The 15,425-nt window shown below is 72.8% G+C and carries 16 protein-coding genes; 5 read left to right on the forward strand and 11 right to left on the reverse strand.

The features are described 5' to 3' along the window. Positions 1 to 33 precede the first annotated feature (33 nt). The 3 genes from ACZ4FV_RS01665 to sigE form a co-directional block, all read right to left on the reverse strand. Positions 34 to 1,851 carry a S1C family serine protease gene (locus ACZ4FV_RS01665; protein ID WP_465321583.1) on the reverse strand — a complete coding sequence of 606 codons (1,818 nt, stop codon included), beginning with the start codon at positions 1,849 to 1,851 and terminating at the stop codon, positions 34 to 36. A 301-nt stretch (positions 1,852 to 2,152) separates the two neighbouring features. Beyond that, the gene (locus tag ACZ4FV_RS01670; RefSeq protein ID WP_395870520.1) at positions 2,153 to 2,773 is read right to left on the reverse strand and encodes an anti-sigma factor family protein; all 621 of its coding nucleotides are present in this window, start codon (positions 2,771 to 2,773) and stop codon (positions 2,153 to 2,155) included. Positions 2,774 to 2,877: 104 nt separating this feature from the next. Beyond that, the gene (sigE, locus tag ACZ4FV_RS01675; protein WP_052174094.1) at positions 2,878 to 3,495 is read right to left on the reverse strand and encodes an RNA polymerase sigma factor SigE; all 618 of its coding nucleotides are present in this window, start codon (positions 3,493 to 3,495) and stop codon (positions 2,878 to 2,880) included. Between the two features lie 325 nt (positions 3,496 to 3,820). Between sigE and ACZ4FV_RS01680 the strand changes: the two genes are divergently transcribed. Continuing rightward, the gene (locus ACZ4FV_RS01680) at positions 3,821 to 4,507 is read left to right on the forward strand and encodes an O-methyltransferase (protein ID WP_395870518.1); all 687 of its coding nucleotides are present in this window, start codon (positions 3,821 to 3,823) and stop codon (positions 4,505 to 4,507) included. A gap of 106 nt (positions 4,508 to 4,613) precedes the next feature. Here the strand turns inward: ACZ4FV_RS01680 and ACZ4FV_RS01685 are convergent, their stop codons facing one another. Then, complete coding sequence (locus tag ACZ4FV_RS01685; RefSeq protein WP_078976897.1) at positions 4,614 to 4,781, reverse strand: DUF3117 domain-containing protein; 168 nt, start codon at positions 4,779 to 4,781, stop codon at positions 4,614 to 4,616. Between the two features lie 304 nt (positions 4,782 to 5,085). On the opposite strand from ACZ4FV_RS01685, the gene ACZ4FV_RS01690 reads away from it, so the two are divergent. Next, positions 5,086 to 5,883 carry an enoyl-CoA hydratase/isomerase family protein gene (locus ACZ4FV_RS01690; protein WP_395870516.1) on the forward strand — a complete coding sequence of 266 codons (798 nt, stop codon included), beginning with the start codon at positions 5,086 to 5,088 and terminating at the stop codon, positions 5,881 to 5,883. Positions 5,884 to 5,986: 103 nt separating this feature from the next. Here the strand turns inward: ACZ4FV_RS01690 and ACZ4FV_RS01695 are convergent, their stop codons facing one another. Further along, positions 5,987 to 6,565, reverse strand: coding sequence for a DNA-3-methyladenine glycosylase I (locus ACZ4FV_RS01695; protein WP_395870514.1), 579 nt, complete (start codon positions 6,563 to 6,565; stop codon positions 5,987 to 5,989). Next, on the reverse strand, positions 6,562 to 7,275 hold the full coding sequence (locus ACZ4FV_RS01700; RefSeq protein ID WP_465321584.1) for a DivIVA domain-containing protein: 714 nt from the start codon (positions 7,273 to 7,275) through the stop codon (positions 6,562 to 6,564). Before ACZ4FV_RS01700 ends, ACZ4FV_RS01695 begins: the two co-directional genes overlap by 4 nt. A 206-nt stretch (positions 7,276 to 7,481) precedes the next feature. On the opposite strand from ACZ4FV_RS01700, the gene folP reads away from it, so the two are divergent. Beyond that, a complete protein-coding gene (gene folP / locus ACZ4FV_RS01705; RefSeq protein WP_402234074.1) occupies positions 7,482 to 8,294 on the forward strand; it encodes a dihydropteroate synthase in 813 nt (270 codons plus the stop codon). 133 nt (positions 8,295 to 8,427) lie between these two features. Here the strand turns inward: folP and ACZ4FV_RS01710 are convergent, their stop codons facing one another. The 5 genes from ACZ4FV_RS01710 to fdxA all read right to left on the reverse strand — a co-directional run bounded on the left by ACZ4FV_RS01710 (position 8,428) and on the right by fdxA (position 13,435). After that, positions 8,428 to 9,834: an alkaline phosphatase PhoX gene (locus ACZ4FV_RS01710; RefSeq protein ID WP_395870510.1), complete on the reverse strand. Its 1,407-nt coding sequence runs from the start codon at positions 9,832 to 9,834 to the stop codon at positions 8,428 to 8,430. Positions 9,835 to 9,932: 98 nt separating this feature from the next. Continuing rightward, on the reverse strand, positions 9,933 to 10,718 hold the full coding sequence (locus tag ACZ4FV_RS01715; protein WP_395870508.1) for an LOG family protein: 786 nt from the start codon (positions 10,716 to 10,718) through the stop codon (positions 9,933 to 9,935). 89 nt (positions 10,719 to 10,807) lie between these two features. Next, positions 10,808 to 11,869, reverse strand: coding sequence for a succinyl-diaminopimelate desuccinylase (gene dapE / locus ACZ4FV_RS01720; RefSeq protein ID WP_395870506.1), 1,062 nt, complete (start codon positions 11,867 to 11,869; stop codon positions 10,808 to 10,810). Positions 11,870 to 11,937: 68 nt separating this feature from the next. Then, a complete protein-coding gene (dapC, locus tag ACZ4FV_RS01725) occupies positions 11,938 to 13,020 on the reverse strand; it encodes a succinyldiaminopimelate transaminase (RefSeq protein ID WP_395870668.1) in 1,083 nt (360 codons plus the stop codon). A gap of 88 nt (positions 13,021 to 13,108) precedes the next feature. Further along, positions 13,109 to 13,435 carry a ferredoxin gene (gene fdxA, locus ACZ4FV_RS01730; protein ID WP_020556628.1) on the reverse strand — a complete coding sequence of 109 codons (327 nt, stop codon included), beginning with the start codon at positions 13,433 to 13,435 and terminating at the stop codon, positions 13,109 to 13,111. 204 nt (positions 13,436 to 13,639) lie between these two features. Here fdxA and ACZ4FV_RS01735 point away from each other — a divergent pair, with 204 nt between their 5' ends. Beyond that, the gene (locus tag ACZ4FV_RS01735; RefSeq protein WP_395870504.1) at positions 13,640 to 14,578 is read left to right on the forward strand and encodes a GNAT family N-acetyltransferase; all 939 of its coding nucleotides are present in this window, start codon (positions 13,640 to 13,642) and stop codon (positions 14,576 to 14,578) included. Then, a complete protein-coding gene (locus ACZ4FV_RS01740) occupies positions 14,575 to 15,414 on the forward strand; it encodes a SirB1 family protein (protein ID WP_395870502.1) in 840 nt (279 codons plus the stop codon). The genes ACZ4FV_RS01735 and ACZ4FV_RS01740 overlap by 4 nt, the downstream gene beginning before the upstream one ends. Positions 15,415 to 15,425: the final 11 nt, after the last annotated feature.

A 15,425-nucleotide genomic window follows, 5' to 3' on the forward strand; every position in this document is an offset into this window, starting at 1 on the left:
TGTTCGTCCGGACATCCGTACGTCATGTCCGGGTCATCCGGCTTCGAGGGTCATGTCGACCGTGCGCTCGGTCCCGTCCCGCTCGATGGTGAGCTTGACCACCGCACCGGGCGCCTTGGACCGGATCGCCACGATCAACTCGTTGGCGTCGTGCACCTTGCGGCCGTCGATCGCCTTGATCACGTCGCCCGGCTTGAGCCCGGCCCGCCCGGCCGGCCCGCCCGCCCGGATCGGCGGCGCGCCCTTGACGTCCTGCGGCGCGATCCGCGCACCGTCACCCTGGTACGCGACATCCAATGTGACGCCGATCACCGGGTGCGAGGCCTTGCCGGTGTCGATCAACTGCTGCGCGACCCGACGCGCCTGGTTGATCGGGATGGCGAAGCCGAGGCCGATGCTGCCCGCCTCCTGCTGGGCCCCGAACGGATTGCCCTGCCCGCCGCCGGCCGAGCGGATCGCCGAGTTGATCCCGATCACCGCGCCCGCCGCGTCGATCAGCGGACCACCCGAGTTGCCGGGGTTGATCGGCGCGTCGGTCTGCAACGCGCTGATGTAGGACACGTCGCTGCCCGAGGTGCCCGCGCTGACCGCGCGGTCCTTGGCACTGATGATCCCGGAGGTGACGGTTCCCTCCAGGTTGAACGGCGCGCCGATGGCGATCACCGGGTCGCCGACCTGGACGCCGTCGGAGTTGCCCAGCGGCAGCGGGTGCAGCCCCTGAACGCCGGACACCCGGATCACCGCGAGGTCGTAGCCGGTGTCCCGGCCGACCAGGGTCGCCGAGGTCTGCTGGCCGTCGTTGAAGGTCACGGTGATCGTGCCGCCGGACGCGCCCGCCTCGACCACGTGGTTGTTGGTCAGGATGTCGCCGGCCGTGTCCAGCACGAAACCGGTGCCGGTGGCCTCGCCGCGGCCGGTCTTGGTGTGGATGTACACCACCCCCGGCAGCGTGCGGCCCGCGAGTCCGGCGATGGTGTCCTTGCCCCGCGCGGGGCCGGTCGGGGGCGGGTCGCCGAGGCGGACCTTGGTGTCGTGGCGATCCGCGATCCAGGCGCCGATGCCGCCGCCGATCAGCCCGGCCACCAGCGCGAGGACCGCGGCCCACACGATCAGCCGGCGGCCGTAGCGCTTGCCGAGGTCCTCCGTGGGCCCGCCGGCACCGGTCATGTCCCCCGGCACCGAATAGCCGTACGGCACGGCCTGATAAGGCGTGTAGGCCGCCTGCGGGGCGTACGAGGGGTACGGCCCGTAGGGCCCGTAGCCCGGATGTGCCGTGCCCGGGTGTGTCCCGTAGCCACCGGCCTGCCCCGGCCACGGCCGGGTCGGCGCCCCGGCGGGCGGTGGCGGCTGCGGGGGCGGCGCGAAGGGGTCGTAGGCCGGATCGTCCGCGCTCGGGATCTCGGCGGTGCCGTGTACGACCGGCACCTCGGCGGTGACCGCCTCCCGGACATCCGGGACGGGCGGCCCGAACGCGGCCGGCTCGGTGGTGGGATCGGCCGCCGGCTCGGCGACCGGCTCGGCCGGATCCGCCGGCGCGGAAGACCCGGCCGCGGCCGGGGCGCCGCCGGTCGCGGGCGGCTCGGCCGCGACCGGCGACGGGCGGGTCGGGAACGCGGCGGGCTCCGCGTCGGGGCCACGCTCGACCGAAGGCTTCGGCGGGGTCTCGGCCGGGACCTCGGGGGTCCGGTCGGCCTCGGCGGATCGATCCGGCGCGGGCTCCTCCCGCCGCCGCGAGGGCGGTGTCCCGGTCGGGAAGGCCGCCGGTTCGGCGTCGTGATCGGGTCCCGGTCCGGCCGGCGCGTCGTCACCTCGCGGCGGCTCCGCTCCCCCGCGGCCGTATACGTCGCTCATCGTGTGCCTTCCTACCGCTCCCGGTGTGCCGAACACCTGCTGCTTCCACGGCACGGCCACAGTCTTGCGCGTGCCGGTCGGTGTCGTCCCGGCGGCAGTGGATACCCGCCCCGCCGCGTCGCACGCGCGACCCGCCGAACGTACCGGCCCCACCCGGCCCGCGCCGCGGACCGGGCCTGCGGCGAATCGTTCCCGCTCGGCCCGGCCCGGCGCACGAACACGTGACGAACGCGTGTCCGGACAGGCTCCGGACACGCGTGACGCCCCGCCGGGCCGACGAGCCGGCCCGGCGCGGGCGAATTCAGCGCCGGGCGTCGACCGGCTGGATCGGGACCGTCAACTGCGTCCCGGCCAGCACCGGCGCGGGACGCCGCGACGCCGAGCCCGCGGGCAGGGCGGTCGTGGTGGCGGCCTGCTCCACGAGATAACGCTCCACGGCCGGGGCCGCGGGGCGTCCCTCGGTACCGCCGCTGGTCCCGCCCGGCACGAACGCGCTGCTGAGCGCGACGGCCATCATCGAGAACGCGCCCGCGGCGGCGAACGTCAACCGACGCCGACTCACCGGCGGGCGCACCCGCTCGGGCATGTTGCCGGGCCGACCGGCACGTGGACCGGTCGAGCGCGAGCGCGCACGTGCCGAGACCGCCGGTCGCCCGGCGGTCGGGAAGGTGAAGCGATCCCCCGACGCGGGCGGCGGAGGCGACGGTTGGTCGGGCTCGCCCATGGCCAGCAGCCGTGCCATCAGATCGTCCGACGGACCGGGCTGTCGCACCCTGCCGAGCAGTTGTTTCACCTGGCGCTGTTCCTCGGCCTCCACGCGACAGTCCGCGCATTCGGCGAGGTGCGCCAGCACCTTCTCCCGGGCCTCATGGCCCAGCTCACCGTCCACATAGGCGGCGAGTTTGTCCTCGAGGTGGCTCATGTCCCCACCTCGCATGCCCCACGTCGGGTCGCGGTGCGTCCCATCCGTGTCGCACTCACTACCCCCCTGCCCAAGCGGTCGCCGGGCTCACTGGTCACGGTCCCTCATCTCCGCACCGTGGTCCGGACCTCCGCAGCCGTCTCCTGGCCTGCCTTGTTCCGGGGAGCACGATGCCGCAGCGCCGCACGGAGCTGGGACCGGCCGCGGTGAATGCGGCTGCGCACGGTCCCGAGTTTCACTCCGAGCGTGGTGGCGATCTCCTCGTACGACAGGCCCTCGATGTCACACAGCACGACCGCGGCGCGGAACTCCGGGGCGAGGGCATCCAGCGCCTGCTGGACGTCCGCGTCCAGGTGGGCGTCGTCGTATGCCTGCGCGGGTGAGAGCTCACGACCGGCGAGGCGTTCGCCCGCGTCGTCGCCCAGACCCTCGAAGCGGATGCGCTGACGGCGCCGAACCATGTCGAGGAAAAGGTTCGTGGTGATGCGGTGCAGCCAACCCTCGAACGTGCCGGGCGTGTAGCTCGACAACGATCGGAACACTCGGACGAACACCTCTTGGGTGATGTCGTCCGCGTCGTGCGGGTTGCCGCTGAGGCGGTAGGCGAGCCGATAGACCCGAGCGGAGTGGGTTCGGACGATGTCCTCCCACGACGGCGGGACCCATTCGGCCTGGGCTGGGCTGCTGATTGCGTTTGCGGCTTCGGCCACGTGATCCGGCATCGGCGACGCGTCGCGGGTACAGGATTGTTCCCCGCGGTGGTCGACCACTGCCACACCTCCTCTTCCGAGTAGCGCAACCACCATAAGCGTCCTGCCTGTTAAGCCCGGATAAGGGCGCCGAGCCCACATCCGACCCACCTTCGGTGCCGCGAGACCACGAGCCTCGTGTTCACCTGTCTTCCGAGGGAGCCAACGAACCGCACCCGGGCGCGGTTCCCCGATCCCGCACCGGTCGCTCGACGGATCTCGTCGCCGCCGCCCGCGCGCACTCGTGCGGCGCTCCCCGACCGGGCGGCCGAGCCCTCGGTAATACGCTTGCGCTCAGGTGGCCGCCTCGTCGGGACGCGTACGGGGGGCCGGGACAGAGGAGGAAGCCATTTCCGGCAATCGCCAGGCGAGCTGGGCGTTCGCGGAAGAGTACGTCGGCGAGGACGCCGTCCTCGCGGGCGCCCGCGCCCGCGCCCGGGAAGTCGGCGTGCTCCCGATAGGTCCCGGCGCCGGCGCCGCGCTGCGTTTCCTCGCGGCCGCGGTCGAGGCCAAGGCGGTCGCCGAGATCGGGACCGGGACCGGGGTCTCCGGGCTCTACCTGCTGCGCGGCATGCGCTCCGACGGCGTGCTCACCACGGTCGACGCCGACCCGGAGAACCAGCGCCTCGCCAAGGAGACCTTCACCGAGGCGGGCTTCCCCAGCGGACGCGCCCGCTTCATCCCCGGCCGCGCCCTGGAGGTGCTGCCCCGGCTCGCCGACGGCGGCTACGACCTGGTGTTCTGCGACGGCGACAAGCTGGAGTACCTGGACTACCTGGCCGAGGCGCTGCGGTTGCTGCGGCCCGGCGGCGTGGTGTGCTTCGACAACGCGCTCCTGCGCGACCGGGTGGCCGATCCGGCGCACCGGGACGCGGAGACCGCCGCGGTGCGCGACGTGCTGCGGGTGATCCGTGAGCACGAGTCGCTCGTGCCCGCCCTGCTCCCGGTCGGCGACGGCCTGCTGTGCGCGGCCCGTCGGAGTTGATCGACGCCGCCGGCGCATGCCGACGGCCCCGGTCCGGACATGAGTCTCCATGTCCGGACCGGGGCCGTCGCATCACGACTTTCGTCGAGGGCGTCGCCCCTGGGGGTCAGCCCACGGCGTTCTTCAGCGCCTCGCTCAGGGCACCGGCCTCATCGGCCGACAGCTCGACTACGAGCCGTCCACCGCCCTCAAGCGGAACGCGCATGACGATGCCCCGCCCTTCCTTGGTCACCTCGAGCGGGCCGTCGCCCGTCCGCGGCTTCATGGCCGCCATGCTCGTTCCCCTTCCTGCATATCGACGCACCGGTGCTCAAACCGGCCACCGGTCTTCGAGAGCATTGATCAGGGACCATTATCCCGCATCGAACGGTGGGGTGAGCAACATCGGGTCCCGTCGGCCTCTCGAACCACGTCCGTACGGCACTGAAATGAGATGGTCCGTCCCGGCTCCGCGCCGGCTCGATCCCGCCCCGGCAGTGAGCTGACGGTCCGTCAGGGCCGGGCGTGGGCACGGCACGGCGGTCCGGCATGCTGTGCACATCCCACCTGCGGAGATGGATCCGATGCGGAGGCAGGCCATGGCCGACAAGACCGACAATGTGCTCTACGAACTCGCCGACGGGGTCGCGACCGTCACGCTGAACCGCCCGGACGCGATGAACTCGCTCGACGAGCCGACCAAGATCGCTTTGCGCGACGCGGTGCTCCGCGCGGCCGAGGACCCCGCCGTCCGAGCCGTACTGCTGACCGGCAGCGGTCGGGCGTTTTGTGCCGGCCAGGACCTCAAGGCGCACATCCGGCAGTTGGAGACCGGCCCCGAGGCCACCTTCGCCACCGTGCGCGAGCACTACAACCCGTTGGTGACCGCGCTGGCGACGATGGCCAAGCCGGTGGTCGCGGCGGTCAACGGCGTCGCCGCGGGGGCCGGCGCGGCGATCGCGTGGGCGTGCGACTTCCGGATCATGGCGGACACGGCCGGGTTCAACACCGCGTTCGCCGGGGTCGCGCTGACCGCCGACTCCGGCGCTTCCTGGACGCTGCCGCGCCTGGTCGGTCAGGCCAGGGCGGTCGAGCTGCTGATGTTGCCGCGCACCGTCAAGGCCGCCGAGGCGCTCGAACTGGGCCTGGCCAACCGAGTGGTCCCGGCCGACGAGGTCGTCGGCGCGGCCCGCGAACTGGCCCGCCGGCTGGCCGACGGCCCGACCGTGGCGCTGGCCGCGCTCAAGGAGTCGGTGGCCTTCGGCGCGTCCCACTCGCTGGTGGACACGCTCGCCAAGGAGGACGAGCTGCAACTGCGCGCGGGTGGCTCCGAGGACCACCGGATCGCGGTCGCGGCCTTCGTGGCCAAGGAGAAGCCGACCTTCGTCGGCCGCTGACCCCGGTGCCGGCTGCGCGGACCGCCGCGCGGACCCTCGGGTCGCGCACGACGGTCCGCGGTGTCGACGCGCGGACCGCACTCGACGCCGCGGCCGGCCTCGTTCAGCGGGACACGCAGCCCTCGAGGTGGTCGTTGACCAGCCCACAGGCCTGCATCAGCGCGTAGGCGGTGGTCGGGCCGACGAACCGGAAACCCTTGCGCTTGAGCTCCTTCGCCAGCGCGGTGGACTCGTCGGTGACCGCCGGTACGTCCGACAGGGCCGCGGGAGCCTTCCGGCGTCCGGAAGGTGCGAACGACCATACGAGCGCGTCCAGACCGCCTTGGAGGGCCTGCGCGGCGTGCGCGTTGGCGATCGCCGCGTCGATCTTGGCCCGATTGCGGATGATCCCCTCGTCGGCGAGCAGCCGAGCCCGATCCGCGTCGTCGAACCGCGCCACCCGGGCGATCGAGAAGTCCGCGAAAGCGGCCCGAAAGCCCGCCCGCCGACGCAGGATGGTCAGCCAGGACAGCCCGGACTGGAACGCCTCCAGGCACAACCGCTCGTACAGCCGGTCCTCGCCGTGCACCGGAACGCCCCACTCGGTGTCGTGGTAGGCCCGGTAGTCCTCGGGGCCGGACGCGCCCCACGGGCAGCGGGGCAACCCGTCCGGTCCCGCGATCGGACCGCCGACGACGGTCACGGCTTCGGGTCGCCCTTCGGCTCGGCGGTCGACTCCGCGGTCGACTCCGCGGTCGACTCGGCGTCGCCGACCCGGTCGGCCGGAGCGTCCGCCGCGGCGCCCGGCTCGGTCGCCGCCTCGGCACTCGCCTCCGGGGTCTTCCCCGCGTCCGGCGTCTCGTCCCGCTTCGCGTCCGCGGTCTCGTCCCGCTGCTCGTTCGGACTCTCGTCCCGCGTCCCGTCCGCTTCGTCGACGGCCGCGGGCGCGGCCGGGGTCGGGGTCGGGGTCGGCGTCGCGTCGGCGACGAGCTCGTCGGCCCGGTCCGGCTTCTCCAGGGACAGCGTGGTGCCCGACCCGCGCGGCGGCGGGGCGAGCCGGCCGGCGCCGACCGCGCTCGCGCCCGCGGTGGTCGCGCCCGGGACCGAGACGGTGAGCCCGGCCGGGGTGGTGCCGGTGATCTTGTACTCGAGCTCCAGGATGCGCGCGTCGCGTGCCGCGAGCTCGCCGGTGAGGCGGTCCAGGACCAGGTCGACCTCGCTCATCCGGTAGCCGCGGAAGACCACCGGGAACCGGATGTGGTCGACATCCGCGCTCGTGAGCGGGCGGTCGCCGGGCATCCGCAGCTCGGGCTGTTCGCGGTAGGCGTCGGGGAGGGAGCCACCCGCCCCGAGCACGACCGCGGCGATCACGAGGATCACCCCGGTCACCACGACAAGCTGGATCCAGAACACGGACGGCTCCCCTTCGACGGTGGTGCAGGTGCTGGCACGGGTGTCCGCTCCGGGCCGCTTCGGGAAGCCCCCGGGTCGTCGCACGGGACGATCGTGCCACGATCAGGGGGTCAGGTGGCACGTGCAGGGTGTGGGTAGCGGAGGTCGACGGGGTGACGACGCTGAGGCTGGGACGACGGGAGTTCGGCGGTGACGAGTTGGTGATCATGGCGATCGTCAACCGGACGCCGGACTCGTTTTTCGACAAGGGCGCGACGTTCGACGATCGACCCGCTCTGGACGCGGTCGAGCGCGCGGTCGCCGAGGGCGCGGGGATCGTGGACATCGGGGGTGTCAAGGCCGGTCCGGGGGCGGAGGTGGACGTCGCCGAGGAGATCCGCCGGACGGCGTCCTTCGTGGCCGAGGTCCGCCGCCGCCACCCCGACGTGGTGATCAGCGTCGACACCTGGCGACACGAGGTGGCCGAGGCGGTCTGCGAGGCGGGCGCGGACCTGATGAACGACGCGTGGGGCGGGGTGGACCCCAAGCTGGCCGAGGTGGCCGCGAAGTACGACGTGGGCATCGTGTGCACGCATGCCGGGCGGGCGCAGCCGCGCACCCGGCCGCACCGGATCGGCTACGTGGACGTGATGGAGGACATCCTGGACGTCACGGTCGGCCTGGCCGAGCGCGCCGCGCGGCTCGGGGTGCGCCGGGACGCGATCCTGATCGACCCCGGGCACGACTTCGGCAAGAACACCCGGCACTCGTTGGAGGCGACCCGCCGACTCGGCGAGATGGTCGACACCGGCTGGCCGGTGCTGGTCTCGCTGTCCAACAAGGACTTCGTCGGCGAGACGCTGGACAAGCCGGTGAACGAGCGCCTGCTCGGCACGCTGGCCACCACCGCGGTGAGCGCGTGGCTGGGCGCCCGGGTGTACCGCGCGCACCAGGTGGCGGAGACGCGGCAGGTGCTGGACATGGTGTCCTCGATCCACGGCATCCGGCAGCCCGCGGTGGCCCGGCGGGGACTGGCCTGACCCCCCGGGGGCCGCCCACGCGGCCCCCGGGGACGCGTACGGCGCCCGCGCCCACCGGGAAGGTGGGGGCGGGCGCCGACGTTGGGGGCGCCGATCGGGGGGTGCGGACCGCCGGGGCGGCGTCGCCGTCGAATCAGCAGCGCTTCCAGGGACCGGTGATCGCGTACATCGTGCCCGGGCTCTGCAGGTTCGCGAACAGCGTGCGGCCGTCCTCGGAGAAGGTCGGGCCGGTCAACTCGCTGCCGCCGGGGATGTCGTTGCGCGCGATCGGGTAGGTCTTGCCGTCCTCGGTCGCACCCAGCAGGTGCTGGACGCCCTCGCCGTCCTCGGCGATGATCACGCCGCCGTGCGGCGAGACGCTGATGTTGTCCGGACCGTCGTAGGGACCGTCCACGTCCGGCGTGGTGTTGACGCCGAAGCGCAGCTTCAGGGTCAGCCGGCCCCGACGCGGGTCGTAGAACCAGATCTGGCCGTCGTGCGGCGTGCCCGGGCTCTCCTTGCGGGCGAAGCTGGTGACGACGTACGCGCCACCGTCGCCCCACCAGATGCCCTCGATCTTGCGACCGCGGGTGATGTCGCTGTTCTGGAACTGCTTGCGGATGGACACCGTGCGCGCGTCGCGCTCGGGCACGGTCACCCAGTTGACCGCGTACGTGGTACCGATCTCGGTCGCGCGGGAGAGGTCGTCCACGTGCTTGCCGCTCGCGTCCACGCAGCGCATCGCCGCGAGGGTGCCCGCGTCGTCGGCCAGCTTGCGCAGCCGGCCGCGGCCGCCGTCCCAGTGGCGCGGGGGCTCCCAGCGGTAGAACAGCCCGTTCGGGTTGCCCGCGTCCTCGGTCAGGTACAGGTGACCGCGGCGCGGGTCGACCGCGACGGCCTCGTGCGCGAACCGGCCGAGCGCCTTGATCGGCTTCGGGTCGCGGTTGGCGCGGCGGTCGTAGGGGTCGACCTCGAACACGTAGCCGTGGTCCTTGGTCGCGCTGCCCTGACCGGCGAGCTGCTCGGTCTCCTCGCAGGTCAGCCAGGTGTCCCAGGGCGTCACCCCGCCCGCGCAGTTGGTCGCGGTGCCGGCCACGCCGACGTACTCGCGTATGCGCCTGCCGTAACGGTTCACCTCGACCACGGTGCAGCCGCCGGCGAGCCCCTCGTCGTAGGTCAGACCGGACAGGTGCGGAACCGGCAGCGGGGTGTCCTTGAGCGAACCGCCGAGCTCGTGGTTGTTGACCAGGACCGTACCGCCGCCGCGCAGCTTGAACGCGCCGGTGCCGTCGTGGTTGCTCGGGGTGGCCTCGCCCGACTCCAGCTTGGTGACACCCGCCTCGGTGACGATCTGGTACGAGAAGCCCTTCGGAAGCGCCAGGCGCCCGGCGGGGTCGTTGATCAGCGCACCGTAGCCGGGCTGGGCCGGCGGCCGGCCGTGACCGCCGCGGGACGAGGCCGAGGCGTTGGGGGCGAGCAACATGCCGGTGCTGCCGATGAGGGCGACACCGGCACCGGTGGTGGCGGTGCGACCGAGGAAACCCCTACGGGACAGCGACATCTGGTTTCTCCAGTGACAGGCGGGAAAAATCGGGACGCCCCTACGCTTTCGCCCGTCGGTGTCCCCCAAGTGAACGCGACGGGGCGCCCGAATGCCCGTCAGGTGGCAATTGCTCCGCCACCGGCGCGGCGTTCGGCGGCGGCCTTGTCCGCGCGCGACTCGGCCTCGATCTTCGAGCACTCCAGATCCGCGTCCCGGATGATCCGCACCGCCTCGTCCACGTCGTCGGTGATCCGGATCAGGTCCAGGTCGGCCGGCGACGCCTTGCCCTGCGCGATCACCACGTCGCGCACCCAGTCGATCAGCCCGGTCCAGTAGTCGCGCCCGATCAGCACCACCGGGAAGTGCGTGACCTTGCCGGTCTGGACCAGGGTGAGCGCCTCGAACAACTCGTCCAGCGTGCCGATTCCGCCGGGCAGCACGATGAAGCCCTGCGCGTATTTGACGAACATCGTCTTGCGCGCGAAAAAGTACCGGAACGTGATGCCCCGGTCCACGTAGGGGTTGAGCCCGGACTCGAACGGGAGCTTGATGCCCACGCCCACGGATTGGCCGCCGGCGTCCCGGGCGCCCTTGTTCGCGGCCTCCATCGCGCCGGGGCCACCGCCGGTGATCACCGCGTAGCCGGCCTCGGCCAGTGCCCGGCCGACCCGCTCGCCGATCCGGTACTCGGCCGAGCCCGGCTTGGTCCGGGCCGAGCCGAACACGCTGACCGCCCGGCCGAGATCGGCGAGCATGCCGAAGCCGTCGACGAACTCGGTCTGGATCCGCAGCACGCGCCACGCCTCGGTACCGAGGTGACCCATGCCGGGATGCTGTTCCTCCACCTCACTGGGCGAGGCGAACTCGGGTGGCTCCTCCGACGGAGCGAATCGCGCATCCATCCGGCCACCCTGTCACGCCGGAGCGGCGGTTGATCGGATTTACCCGGTAACCGCCCCGCGCGGGCGGCGAAGGCGCCGCGCGCCGACCGCTACCCGAGCCAGCGCAGCAACCGGCTCTCGCTGTCGCCGATCAGCGCGATCTCCACGTGTTCGTCCCGCTTGTGCGCGAGATTGGGGTCGCCGGGCCCGTAGTTGACCGCCGGGATGCCCAGCGCGGAGAAGCGTGCCACGTCGGTCCAGCCGAACTTGGCCCGCGGCGCGGTGCCGATCGCCGCCACGAACGCCGCCGCGGCCGGCCGGTCCAGTCCCGGAAGCGCTCCCTCCGCCGAGTCGGTGAGCACCACGTCGAAGCCGGCGAACACCTCGCGCACGTGCTCGAACGCCTCCTCGACGCTGCGATTGGGCGCGAACCGGAAGTTGACCGTGACCGTGCACGCGTCGGGGATGACGTTCCCCGCGACGCCGCCCTCGATCGCGACCGCGCTGAGCCCCTCGCGGTATTCGAGCCCGTCGATCACGACCCGGGCCGCCTCGTAGCCCTGCAACCGGGTCAGGATCGGCGCCGCGGCGTGGATCGCGTTGTCGCCCAGCCACGAGCGGGCCGAGTGCGCCCGGGTGCCCACCGTGGTGATCCGCACCCGCAACGTGCCCTGGCAGCCGCCCTCGACCGCGCCGCCGGTCGGCTCCATCAGCACCGCGAAGTCGGCCTCCAGCCACTTCGGATGGGTGTTCGCCAGCCGCAGCAGGCCGTTGCGGGCGGCGTCGACCTCCTCGCAGTCGTAGAACACGTAGGTGACGTCGCGATTGGGCTCGGGCAGGTGCGCGGCGAGCCGCAGTTGCACCGCGACGCCGCTCTTCATGTCCGAGGTGCCGCAGCCGTACATCAGCGGACCCTCGATCCGCGACGGCAGGTTGTCCGCGATCGGGACCGTGTCCAGGTGGCCCGCGATCAGGATCCGCTCGGCCCGACCGAGGTCGGTGCGCGCGACCACCGAGTCGCCGTCGCGGTACACGGTCAGATGTGGACAGGCGCGCAGCGCCTCCTCCACCGCGTCGGCGAGCACACGCTCGTCGCCGCTGACGGAGGGGATGTCGACGAGTTGCGCGGTAAGCGACGCCGCGTCCTGGGACAGATCAAGCCTCACGGTCATACCGGCAGCCTATCCCTGCCCCGGGACACGACAACTGACGATGTGTCAAGTGAATCGGGGTTCGTCGCTCAACCGTTCTTGAGCCGGTCCACGCCCGCCGCCACCCGCTCGTCGGTCGCGGTGAACGCGATCCGCACGTGCCGCTCGCCCAGCGAGCCGTAGAAGTCGCCGGGGGCGACCAGGATGCCGCGCTCGGCGAACCACGCCACGGTCTCCCAGCAGTCCTCGTCGCGCGTGGCCCACAGGTACAGGCTCGCCTGGGAGTGCTCGATCCGGAAGCCGGCCGACTCCAGCGCGCCGCGCAGTGCCGTCCGCCGGGCCGCGTAGCGGGCGCGTTGCGCCGCGACGTGCTCGTCGTCGGCGAACGCGACGGTCATCGCCGCCTGCACCGGGCCCGGCATGATGAGCCCGGAGTGCTTGCGCACCGCGAGCAGCTCGCGGACGACCGCGAGGTCGCCGGTGACGAAGCCCGCGCGGTAGCCGGCCAGGTTGCTGCGCTTGGACAGCGAGTGCACGGCGAGCAGCCCCTCGTGCGAGTCGCCGCACACGTCCGGGTGCAGCACCGACACCGCCTGGGCGTCCCAGCACAGCTCGATGTAGCACTCGTCGGAGACCACCAGGATCTCGTGCGCGCGGGCCCACTCGACGATGCGGCGCAGCTCGTCGGCCGAACGCACCGCGCCGTGCGGGTTGCCCGGCGAGTTGAGCCAGATCATCCGCACGCCCGCCGGGTCCGGCAGCGTGCCGTCCACGACCGCGAGCGGCGTGGCACCGGCCAGGCGCGCGCCCACGTCATAGGTGGGGTAGGCCAGCGCCGGGTGCGCGACCGTGTCGCCCGGGCCGAGCCCGAGCTGGGCCGGCAGCGCCGCGACGAGTTCCTTGGTGCCGATCACCGGCAACACCGCGTCCGGGTTCGCGCCGGTGACACCGAGCCGGCGGCGCAGCCACGCCGCGATCGACTCGCGCAGTTCGGGCTTCCCGAACACGGTCGGATACCCGGGCGAGTCGGCGGCCGCGCGCAGCGCGGCGCGGATCGGCTCCGGGGTGGGGTCCACGGGCGTGCCCACCGAGAGGTCGACCACGCCGTCGGGGTGGGCGCGCGCCCGCCGGCCGAACGGTTCGAGGCGGTCCCAGGGGAAGACGGGGAGCAGGTCGGTGACACGACGCGCCTGCCGACCCCGCGCGGCGGCGGGGTCGGCGGGTGCTTCGGCACCGTTGTGCGAAGCGGTCACGTCGGCGCTACTCGCCGGTCGCCTGCGGCGGCAGCGCGGCGATCAGCGGGTGGTCCTTGGCGATCAGACCCATCTTCGACGCGCCACCCGGGGAACCGAGGTCGTCGAAGAACTCCACGTTCGCCTTGTAGTAGTCCTTCCACTGCTCCGGGGTGTCGTCCTCGTAGAAGATTGCCTCGACCGGGCAGACGGGCTCGCAGGCTCCACAGTCGACGCACTCGTCGGGGTGGATGTACAGCGCACGCTCACCCTCGTAGATGCAGTCGACGGGGCACTCCTCGATGCATGCCTTGTCCTTCAGGTCGACGCAGGGCTGCGCGATGACGTAGGTCACGTCGGGTTCCTCCTCATGCGGGCGGTACAGGGTGCGCGGGAGCGCGGCAACGTCGGTGCCCGCAACTAGTATCGCGGTGGGCCGGGGCCTACTCCTAGCAGGTGGCCCTTACCTGTGGGCCGGGAACATGTCAGCAGACGTGGGCGGACGAGGTCAGCCCGGATCGGGGAAGCCGGACAGGTGAAGAGGATCACACCACGGGATGTGGGCAGACGCGTGTCGGTGCGCCGCGAGCTGCCGCCGGAGGACTCCGGAGCGACCTACACAGACGTCGTGGGCGACCTCGTGGACTGGCGCGACGGTGTGCTGACAATCACCCGCAGGGACGGCAGTATCGCCCGGGTGGCCGAAGCGAGCATCGTGGCCGCCAAGGTGGTCCCGCCGCCGGTCCGACGCCTGACCCCGGCCCGGTTGCAGGACGTGGCCAGCCGGTCCTGGCCCGCGCCGGAGATCGCCACCTACGGCGAGTGGTTGTTGCGCGCGGCCGAGGGATTCACCCGGCGGGCGAACTCGGTGCTGGTCCTGGGCGAGCCGGGCGTGCCGTTCGCGGAGGCACTCGATCGAGTGAATGCCTGGTACGCCGAGCGCAGGCTGCCGACACTGTTCCAGGTCGCGCACGACGACCCGTTCGACCGCTTCCTGGACGCGGCCGACTGGCCCGCGGAGGGCGACGCGCTGATGCGCACGGGGCGACTGGTGCGCGCGGCGGACGTACTGCGCGACGTGGACGCGAGCGCGGTTCGGGTGGAGAGCACCCTCACCGACGCGTGGCTCTCGCTCTACCACCACGTCGCGGGCCCGGGCGGCGGCGCCGAGCGACACGTGCTGCAGGGACCGCCGGGCACCCTGTTCGCGACCGTTTCGGATCCGGCCTCCGCCGAGCCGATCGCGATCGGACGCGTGTGCGTGCTCGGTCGGTACGCGGGCTTCGCCGCCCTGGAGGTGGACCCGGCCCACCGCCGTCGGGGCCACGCCCGGGCGATCGTGCGGGCGCTGACCGACCGGGCGCTGGCGAGCGGCGCGGTCACCGGCTGGCTCCAGGTGGAATCGGACAACCGGCCCGCGCGCGAGCTCTACGACGCGCTCGGCTTCACCGACCACCACGGCTACCACTACCGCCGGTCGCCGGTCGAGCGCCCGTGAGCGCTCCCGGCAACGCCCGCGACCGGTTCGCCTCGGTGGTCCGGGCGGACGAGGTGAATCTGGCCGAGGCCGCGCTGCTGATGGGCGTCGAGGTCGACCCGGCCTTCGACCCCGCGGTGGGGATCGCCGAACTGGATCGGCTCGCGGCCGCGGTGCGGGCCGAGGCGGGATCCGAGTACGACCCGCCGCGGGCCGCCGCGGCGCTGGCCTCGGTGCTCGGCGGGCGGGCCCGCTTCTTCGGGCAGCAGTCCGACTACGCCGACCTGCGCTCGTCGCTGCTGCACGAGGTGCTGCGCCGCCGGCGCGGACTGCCGATCCTGCTGTCGGTGGTGTGGATCGAGGTGGGCCGACGGGCCGGGCTGCCGGTGTACGGCGTCGCGTTGCCGGGACATTTCGTGGTCGGGATCGGGGATCCGGACGGCGCGTTCGAGCTGGCCGACCCGTTCCACGGCGGGGTGCCGCTGTCGGTGTCCCGAGCCCGGCGCCTGGCCGCGGAGGCGGGCGGCCAGGCGGGCGATCCGACGCTGCTGCAACCGGCCAGGCCGACCACGATCCTGCTCCGCGTCCTGAACAACATCCGGGCCTGGGCCGCCCAGCCCGAGCGCGGCATCGAGGGTGCCTGGACCCGGCTGTGGGCGGTCGAGCTGTCCCTGCTGCTGCCGCGTCATCCGGCGGCGCTGCGGCACGAGCGCGGCTCGCTGCTCGCGCGGACCGGCCAGTTCGCGGCCGGCGCCCGACAGCTGCAGGAGTACGCGGAGCTGGTCGAACGCATCGACCCGAAGGTCGCCGAGAGCGTGCTGGCCGAGGCCAAAGCCGCCCGAGCCCGACTGAACTGAGGCCTCGAAAC

This window comes from Embleya sp. NPDC025285, assembly GCF_055558835.1.